Consider the following 8003-nt stretch of genomic DNA (forward strand, 5'->3'; position numbering starts at 1 on the left):
ACGCCATCTATGTGACCCTACCAGACTAAGGGCCGAACCGAGAACGATGCACCTTCCACCCAGTACCGCGGGGTGGATTCCACAAGGCGGGGGAAGGCCCCGCCTTTGGTGGGTCTTTGGTAACTTTCTGCCCAGTCAGAAAGTTACCCCAGCGGAGCGTCCCTGCCAGGCTGGCAAGCCTGAAACAGGGGCGGTTAGACGGACAACCCCTCACCTCTCCCTTTGGGAGAGGTGGCACAGCGCCAGCGGTGACGGAGAGGTTTTCCGGTCTCCCACAAACAACGCACCCCTCTGGAGCGGGTTTTCCGCTCCAGAGGGGTGTTTTCTTGCCTTATCGGCCCAACCGGGCCTTGAAGTTGTGATATCCGAACTGGGTCAGCTGCTCCAGCCCGCCCTGGGGGTCCAGCCGCCAGAGATCGGGCAGGGGCATGCCGTTGAAGGTGTTGTTTTTACAGGTGGTGTAGATGGCCATGTCCCCAAACACCACCAGGTCCCCCCGCTCCAGGGGCTGGGCGAAGGAGTAGTCCCCCACCACGTCCCCGGCCAGACAGGTGGGGCCTGCCAGGCGGTAGGTGTGCGCCCCGCCGGGCTGAGCCACGGCCTGGAGAATGGGGGGCTGGTAGGGCATCTCCAGCACGTCGGGCATGTGGCAGGCGGCGCTAACGTCCAGAATGGCGATGTGCACTCCGGCGTTTTCCACCAGGTCCACCACTCGGCTCACCAGATACCCGGCGTTGAGGGCCACCGCCTCTCCCGGCTCCAGGTACACCTCCACTCCCCAGGTGTCCTGGGCGTGGCGGATGCACCCCTCCAGGGTGTCCATCTGGTAGTCCGGGCGGGTGATGTGGTGCCCGCCCCCCATGTTCAGCCACTTCATGCCGGGCAGCACGTCCCCGAATGTCTCTTCCACCGCCTCCAGGGTGGTGGCAAGGTCGTCGGCGTTTTGCTCGCACAGGGTGTGGAAGTGCAGCCCGTCCAGCAGGGCCAGGGTGTGGGTGTCCATCTGGGCGTTCCACACCTCCCGGGTCACCCCCATGCGGCTGCCGGGGGCGCAGGGGTCGTAAATGGCGTGTCCCTCCTGGGTGGAGCACTGGGGATTGATGCGCAGCCCCACACTCTTCCCCGCCTCCTTGGCCCGGGGGCCCAGGGTTTTCAGCTGGTGGATGGAGTTGAACACGATGTGGTCGGCGTAGCGCAGCAGCTCGCCAAATTCGTCCTCCCGGTACCCGGCGCAGAACACGTGAACCTCTTTGCCCCCCATCTCCTCAAAGCCCAGCCGGGCCTCATAGAGGCCGCTGGCCTCGGTGCCCGCCAGGTACTGGGAGAGCAGGGGGTAGAAGTCGTAGTTGGAAAAGGCCTTCTGGGCCAGCAGGATGTGACAGCCCGTGCGCTGGGCCAGGGCGGAGAGCACCTGGCCGTTTTGCTCCAGCCGGGCCTGGTCGATGACATAGGCGGGGGTGGGCAGGCTGCCAAACAATTCGCCCAGTTGGTGGGTGGCCAGCCCTTGGAAGGGGGGATGGCCCAGAGTCAGATACTCCATTTAGTCCACCAGCACCGGGTTGTGGTTCTCCCGGCGGGGCAGGCCGTACTGGTCCAGGGCGTCCAGGAAGGGATCGGGATCGAACTCCTCCACGGTGTGCACGCCGATCTTGTTCCACTTGCCAGTCAGCAGCATGAGAGCGCCGCACATGGCGGGCACGCCGGTGGTGTAGCTGATGGCCTGGCTGGCCACCTCCTGGTAGCACTCCTGGTGGTCGCAGACGTTGTAGATGTAGTAAGTCTTCTCCTTGCCGTCCTTCTTGCCAGTGAAGATGCAGCCGATGTTGGTCTTGCCGTGGGTGCGGGGGCCCAGGCTGGCGGGGTCGGGCAGCAGCTCCTTGAGGAACTTGATGGGCACGATCTGGTGGCCCTCAAACTCCACGGGGGTGGTGGACAGCATACCCACGTTCTCCAGACACTTCATGTGGGTCAGGTAGCTCTGGCCGAAGGTCATGAAGAAGCGGATGCGCTTGACCTCGGGGATGTTCTCGGCCAGGGACTCGATCTCCTCGTGGTGGAGCAGGTACATGTCCTTCATGCCCACCTGGTCGAAGTCGTACTCCCGCTTGATGCTCATGGCGGGGATCTCCACCCAGTGGCCGTCCTCCCAGTAGCTGCCGGGGGCGGACACCTCCCGCAGGTTCACCTCGGGGTTGAAGTTGGTGGCGAAGGGGTAGCCGTGGTCGCCGCCGTTGCAGTCCAGAATGTCAATGGTGTCGATGGTATCAAACTCGTGCTTCTTGGCGTAGGCGCAGTAGGCCTGGGTGACACCGGGGTCGAAGCCGCAGCCCAGCAGGGCGATGAGCCCGGCCTTCTCAAACTTCTCCCGATAGGCCCACTGCCAGGAGTAGTCGAAGTAGGCGGAGAAGCCCTTCTCCTCACAACGCTTCTCGTAGATGGCCTTCCACTGGGGGTCCTCGATGTCCTCGGGCTCGTAGTTGGCGGTGTCCATGTAGTTGACCCCGCAGGCCAGGCAGGCGTCCATGATGGTCAAATCCTGATAGGGCAGGGCGATGTTCATCACCAGGTCGGGCTTGTAGCTCTGGATGAGGGCAATGACCTCCTCCACCTTATCGGCATCCACCTGGGCGGTGGTGATCTTGGTGGCAGTCTTGCCCTCCAGCTCGGCGGCCAGGGCATCACACTTGGACTTGGTGCGGCTGGCGATGCACAGCTCGGTGAACACCTCGCTGACCTGGCAGCACTTACGGATGGCCACGGAGGCCACGCCTCCACAGCCGATGACCAATACTCGACTCATGTTCCATCTTCCTTTCTATGTACCAAAATTTCAACAATCTATGGGAATCTTGTGGAAAACTTTTTTACCTTAGGCGCATCTGAAAACTAAGAAATCGCAGAATTTTTCACAAGCAACAGACAGATACCAGGCAAAAAGCACAGGAATCCTGGGTGGATTCCGAGCATTTTTAACGCAGTAGCTGGCGTTGATTGTTGGAAAAGTCAATGATTTCGACTTTTCAGAAAGCCCCTAACTGGCGTGCTCCTGGGCCACCAGGTTGCGCACCCAGGTGCCGGGCACGTCGTGGAAGGAGGAGCGCACCTCGATGGGGATGTTGTGGCGGCGGGCCAGGATGACACAGCGGTCGTGGAGCACCTGGGCCCCATGCTGGGCCATGTCCAGCATGGCCTCGTAGGAGATTTCCTCCAGCTTGGTGGCGGTGGGGTCCTTCCGGGGGTCGGCGGTGTACACCCCGTCCACGTCGGTGTAGATCTGGCACATGTCCGCCCGCAGGGCGGCGGCCAGGGCCACGGCGGTGGTGTCCGAGCCGCCCCGGCCCAGAGTGGTGAGGTTGCCCCAGGCGTCCATCCCCTGGAACCCGGCCACAAAGACGATGCGGCCCCGGGCCAGCTCCTTTTTGATGGCGGCAGGGGAGACGCTCTGGATTTGGGCCTGGGTGTAGTCGTCGGTGGTGCGAATGCCCGCCTGCCACCCGGTGAGGCTCACGGCCTCATAGCCCATGTGCTCCATGCATAGGGCGGCCAGGGAAATGGAGATCTGTTCCCCGGTGGTCAGCAGCATGTCCAGCTCCCGGCCGGAGGGGTTGGGGTTGAGCTCCAGGGCCTGGGCCATGAGGTGATCGGTGGTGTGGCCCTGGGCGGAGAGCACCACCACCACCTGGTTGCCCGCATCATAGGCCCGGGCGATGAGGGAGCAGATGTGGCGGATGCGCTGGCTGTCTGCCACCGAGGTGCCCCCGAATTTCAGTACCATCAGTGCCACGGCTCAGCCCTCCCCGTGGCTCAGGGTGAGCAGCAGCTCCCGCAGCACCTTGCAGGCGGTGGCGGTGGACACCCCGCTGGCGTCCAGCATGGGGGCCAGCTCGTTGACGTCCGCCCCCACCACGTTGACGTGCTCGAAGCGGCGAATGGCCTCCAGCAGCTCCAGGAAGGTCACGCCGCCCGCCTCGGGGGTGCCGGTGCCGGGGAACACGGAGGGGTCCAGGCAGTCCAGGTCGATGGTGAGGTACACCGGGACCTGGCTCTGGGCCAGCTGGGCGGTGAGCTGGGCCAGGCCGTCAAAGGTGAAGGGGTGAAAATCGGTGTGGGAGCGGGCGAAGGCGAACTCCTCCCGCTCGCCGCTGCGGATGCAGAACTGGTGGATGCGTCCGTCCCCCACCAGGTCGTGGCAGCGGCGGAGAACACAGGCGTGGCTCAGGGGCATGCCCAGGTAGTCCTGCCGCAGGTCGGCGTGGGCGTCGAAGTGGACGATGTGCAAGTCCGGGTATTTCTTATGCACCGCCCGCACTGCCCCCAGGGTGACGGAGTGCTCGCCGCCGATGAGCAGGGGCAGCTTGTCATGGTCCAGAATCTCCTGGGCCCGGGCCTCGATGTCCTCCAGGGCCTGCTGGACGCTGCCGAAGCACAGCTCCAGGTCCCCGGAGTCGAAAATCTTGCAGTCGGTGAGGTCACGGTCCTGGTAGGGGCTGTAGGTCTCCAGCCCGAAGCTCTCGTGGCGCATGGCCGCCGAGCCGAACCGGGCTCCAGGGCGGAAGCTGGTGGTGGAGTCAAAGGGGGCGCCAAAGAGGACGATCTTGGCCTCTTCAAAGGGGGTATCGCAGGCGATAAAGGTCTCAATGTTGGGTTTCATATCATTCTACCTCCTCCAGCATTCTCTCCAGGAAGGCCGGGAGGCAGAATGCGCCGGTGTGGAGCCGGACGGTGTAATAGTTGGTTTTCAGGTGCAGGGCCAGCCATTTGTCCCGGTCGAAGTCGTCGATGGGGTGATATTTCTTGCTGGCAAAGCCAAACAGCCAGTACCCGGCGGCGTAGGTGGGGATGTGGGCCTGGTACACCCGGCTGATGGGGAAGGTGCTGACGATGCGCTTGTGGCTGCGCTGCATGGCCTCGGCGTCCTGGTGGTAGAAGGGGCTGCCCTGCTGGTTGACCATAATGCCGTCCTCCCGGAGGGCGTTGTAGCAGATGCCGTAGAACTCCCGGGTGAAGTAGCCCTCGGAGGGGCCGAAGGGGTCGGTGGAGTCCACGATGATCAAATCATACTGGGCATGCTTGCGGCGGATGAAGCGCAGGGCGTTGTCGAAGTAGATGTGCACCCGGTCATCGTCCAGACGGCAGGCGTTGCCGGGCAGGTAGCGGCGGCAGGCGTCCAGCACCTGCTCGTCCATCTCCACCAGGTCGATGCGGCGGATGGACTCGTACCGGGCCAGCTCCCGCACCACGCCGCCGTCGCCCGCGCCGATGACCAGCACGTCCTGGACGTTGGGGTGTACCGCCATGGGCACGTGGGTGATCATCTCATCGTAGATGAACTCGTCCCGCTCGGTGAGCATCACGTTGCCGTCCAGGGTGAGCACCTTGCCGAACTCGGGGGTGTCGTAGATGTCAATCTGCTGAAACTCGCTCTTGTGGGAGTACAGATGCCGCTGGACCCGGATGCTGTGCTTGACGTCCGGGGTATGAAATTCGCTAAACCACAGTTCCATCACAGCGCCTCCTGGGTGAGAATGTTGATGTGCTCAATGTCCGGGTCCTCGGGTCCGGTCATGGAGCAGCCCTTGGCCTTGGCGTAGCGGATGTAGTCCAAAATCTCGGGGGTAATCCGCTCGCCGGGGGCCAGGATGGGGATTCCGGGGGGATAGCACATGACGAACTCGCTGCACACTTCCCCGGCGCTGTCCTCCAGCCGCACGCTCTTTTTGTCGGCGTAAAAGGCCTCTTGGGGGCTGGTGACCACCTCGGGGTCGATGTACTCCTGGTTCATCAGCCCGCTGGCGTCGGTCTGGTACCGCCGCCGGATTTCCGCCAGGGCGCTGACCAGTCGCTCCAGCTCCTGGGGCCGGTCGCCGATGGAGAGATAGGCCAGAATGTTGCCGATGTCGCCGAACTCAATCTGAATGTCGTACTCGTCCCGGAGCAGGTCGTATACCTCAATGCCCGCCAGGCCGATGTCCCGGGTGTGGACGCTGAGCTTGGTGGGGTCAAAGGCGAAGATGGAGTCGCCATTCACCAGCTCGCCGCCGAAGGCGTAGTAGCCGCCCACGGCGTTGATCTCCTCCCGGGCGTACTCCGCCATGGCGGTGACCTGGCGGAATACCTCAGGGCCACGGAGGGCCAGGTTGCGGCGGCTGATGTCCAGGCTGGACATCAACAGATAGCTGCCCGAGGTGGTCTGGGTGAGGTTGATGATCTTGCGCACATGGCCCTCGTGGATGTTGGGGCCGATGAGCAGCAGGGAGGACTGGGTGAGGCTGCCGCCGCTTTTGTGCATGGACACGGCGGCCATGTCCGCCCCCGCCTCCATGGCGGAGATGGGCATGTTTTCCCCGAAGTAGAAGTGGGTGCCGTGGGCCTCGTCGGCCAGGCAGTACATGCCCGCCTCGTGGGCCATCTTCACAATGGCCTTCAGGTCGCTGCAAATGCCGTAGTAGGTGGGGTTGTTTACCAGCACCGCCACGGCGTCCGGGTTCTCCCGGATGGCCTTGGCCACCTGCTCCCGCTTCATGCCCAGGGAGATGCCCAGCTGGTGGTCCACCTCGGGGTTGACGTAGACGGGGATGGCGCCGCACAGCACCAGGGCGTTGATGACGCTGCGGTGGACGTTGCGGGGCATGATGATCTTGTCCCCCCGCTTGCAGGTGGACAGCACCATGGACTGCACGGAACTGGTGGTGCCCCCCACCATCAAAAAGGCGTGGGCGGCGCCAAAGGCATCGGCGGCCAGCTCCTCGGCCTGGCGAATCACCGAGATGGGATGGCACAGGTTGTCCAAAGGTTTCATGCTGTTGACGTCGATGCTCACGCACTGCTGGCCCAGAAACTCGGTGAGCTCCGGGTTGCCCCGGCCCCGCTTGTGGCCGGGGACGTCAAAGGGCACCACCCGCATCTGGCGGAAGGTCTGGAGGGCTTGGTAAATGGGGGCTTGACTCTGGTCAAGGACGTGTTTTCTCTTCATATGCCACACCTCGATACAAAAAAAGACACAAGCTGCATCTGTACAGCTTGTGTCAAACAAGGTCAATATCAAAAGCCCGTGTTCCGACAGACCCATCCCCGGAGCGGGCAGGGGAACGGGTGCGCCGCCCCGCAAATCGGGACGACAAAAAAGGGGGGTGGAGGGGGCTTGGTACATAGAGTCTATATAGCAACAAGATACTTTTACTACTCTGTTATTGACCGTTTCACAAGTCTGCGCAAATGCGCATTTCGGTTATAAAGTAACCAACTTATAAAATTTGAGCTTTTAACTCAATCAATAAGGCGGTAAAACCGCCAATCGGCAGTGGACCCGGCTGTCCGTATGGCCTTAACTCCCGGAGGAGTGGTCCTAGTATGCTTGGCCAGATAAACTCCAGTCAAATTCTAGCTGAGTATAGCATGGGGTGGGGGTGGTGTCAATATTTTTTGGAGAAATTCAGGTAAAAATTTGAGAAAGAAGGCTTGGCCTTCCTCCATTTCTCAGAAGCAAATTAGCGCCCCTGCCAGGGACGCTCCGCTGGAAGACCTCCTAAAGGCTCCCCTGTGTAAGGGGTTGTCCGTCTAACCGCCCAAGGCTCAGGCTTGCCAGCCTGGTGGGGACGCTCCCCGCTGGGGGTGCCTTTTGAGCGGACAAAAGGCACCAAAACCCGCTTAGGGCGTTCCCCCCTAAGGACCCCCCTAGGGTGCCAGGCTGTCCATGCGTCAAGGCTATATTCGGCCCGTCACCCTTGCTGTGGCCCCTGTTTGTGCCACCACACCAGGCCACCCTGGGCAGCTGGCCCTATAGATGGGCGGTTTCCACGTCCGGGCCTACCCTGGAGAAGCGGCGTTCCCGCCGCCGGGGGTTTTGCTGCACCATCCTGTTGCGCTGCGGTAAGGGCCGTGGCTTGCCCGGCCTGTTGGTTCCCTTGTATTGCCCTGGGGGATTCGGGAGGGGCAAGCCCCTCCCCTACACCCAACAACGCAAGAAATTCGGCAATGTTCAGGGGCTTTTTGCGCCCGGCCCC

General features: G+C 62.5%; 6 protein-coding genes. All 6 read right to left on the bottom strand.

The features are described 5' to 3' along the window. Positions 1-331: 331 nt before the first annotated feature. The 6 genes from nspC to B5F12_RS11280 all read right to left on the bottom strand — a co-directional run bounded on the left by nspC (position 332) and on the right by B5F12_RS11280 (position 6973). Positions 332-1540: a carboxynorspermidine decarboxylase gene (nspC, locus tag B5F12_RS11255; protein ID WP_087234440.1), complete on the bottom strand. Its 1209-nt coding sequence runs from the start codon at positions 1538-1540 to the stop codon at positions 332-334. Then, complete coding sequence (locus B5F12_RS11260; RefSeq protein WP_087234442.1) at positions 1541-2800, bottom strand: saccharopine dehydrogenase family protein; 1260 nt, start codon at positions 2798-2800, stop codon at positions 1541-1543. Positions 2801-3031: 231 nt separating this feature from the next. Then, entirely contained in the window at positions 3032-3775 is a 744-nt protein-coding gene (locus B5F12_RS11265; protein ID WP_242954953.1) for an aspartate kinase, read from the bottom strand. Positions 3776-3787: 12 nt separating this feature from the next. Next, positions 3788-4651: an agmatinase gene (gene speB, locus B5F12_RS11270; RefSeq protein WP_087234446.1), complete on the bottom strand. Its 864-nt coding sequence runs from the start codon at positions 4649-4651 to the stop codon at positions 3788-3790. A 1-nt stretch (position 4652) separates the two neighbouring features. Further along, on the bottom strand, positions 4653-5504 hold the full coding sequence (gene speE / locus B5F12_RS11275; protein WP_087234448.1) for a polyamine aminopropyltransferase: 852 nt from the start codon (positions 5502-5504) through the stop codon (positions 4653-4655). Beyond that, positions 5504-6973 (bottom strand): aminotransferase class V-fold PLP-dependent enzyme, encoded by a 1470-nt coding sequence (locus B5F12_RS11280; RefSeq protein ID WP_087234450.1) that lies wholly within the window; start codon positions 6971-6973, stop codon positions 5504-5506. Before B5F12_RS11280 ends, speE begins: the two co-directional genes overlap by 1 nt. Positions 6974-8003 lie beyond the last annotated feature (1030 nt).

The sequence above is a fragment of the Pseudoflavonifractor sp. An176 genome (assembly GCF_002160435.1).
GTDB classification, from domain to species: Bacteria; Bacillota; Clostridia; order Oscillospirales; family Oscillospiraceae; genus Enterenecus; species Enterenecus faecium.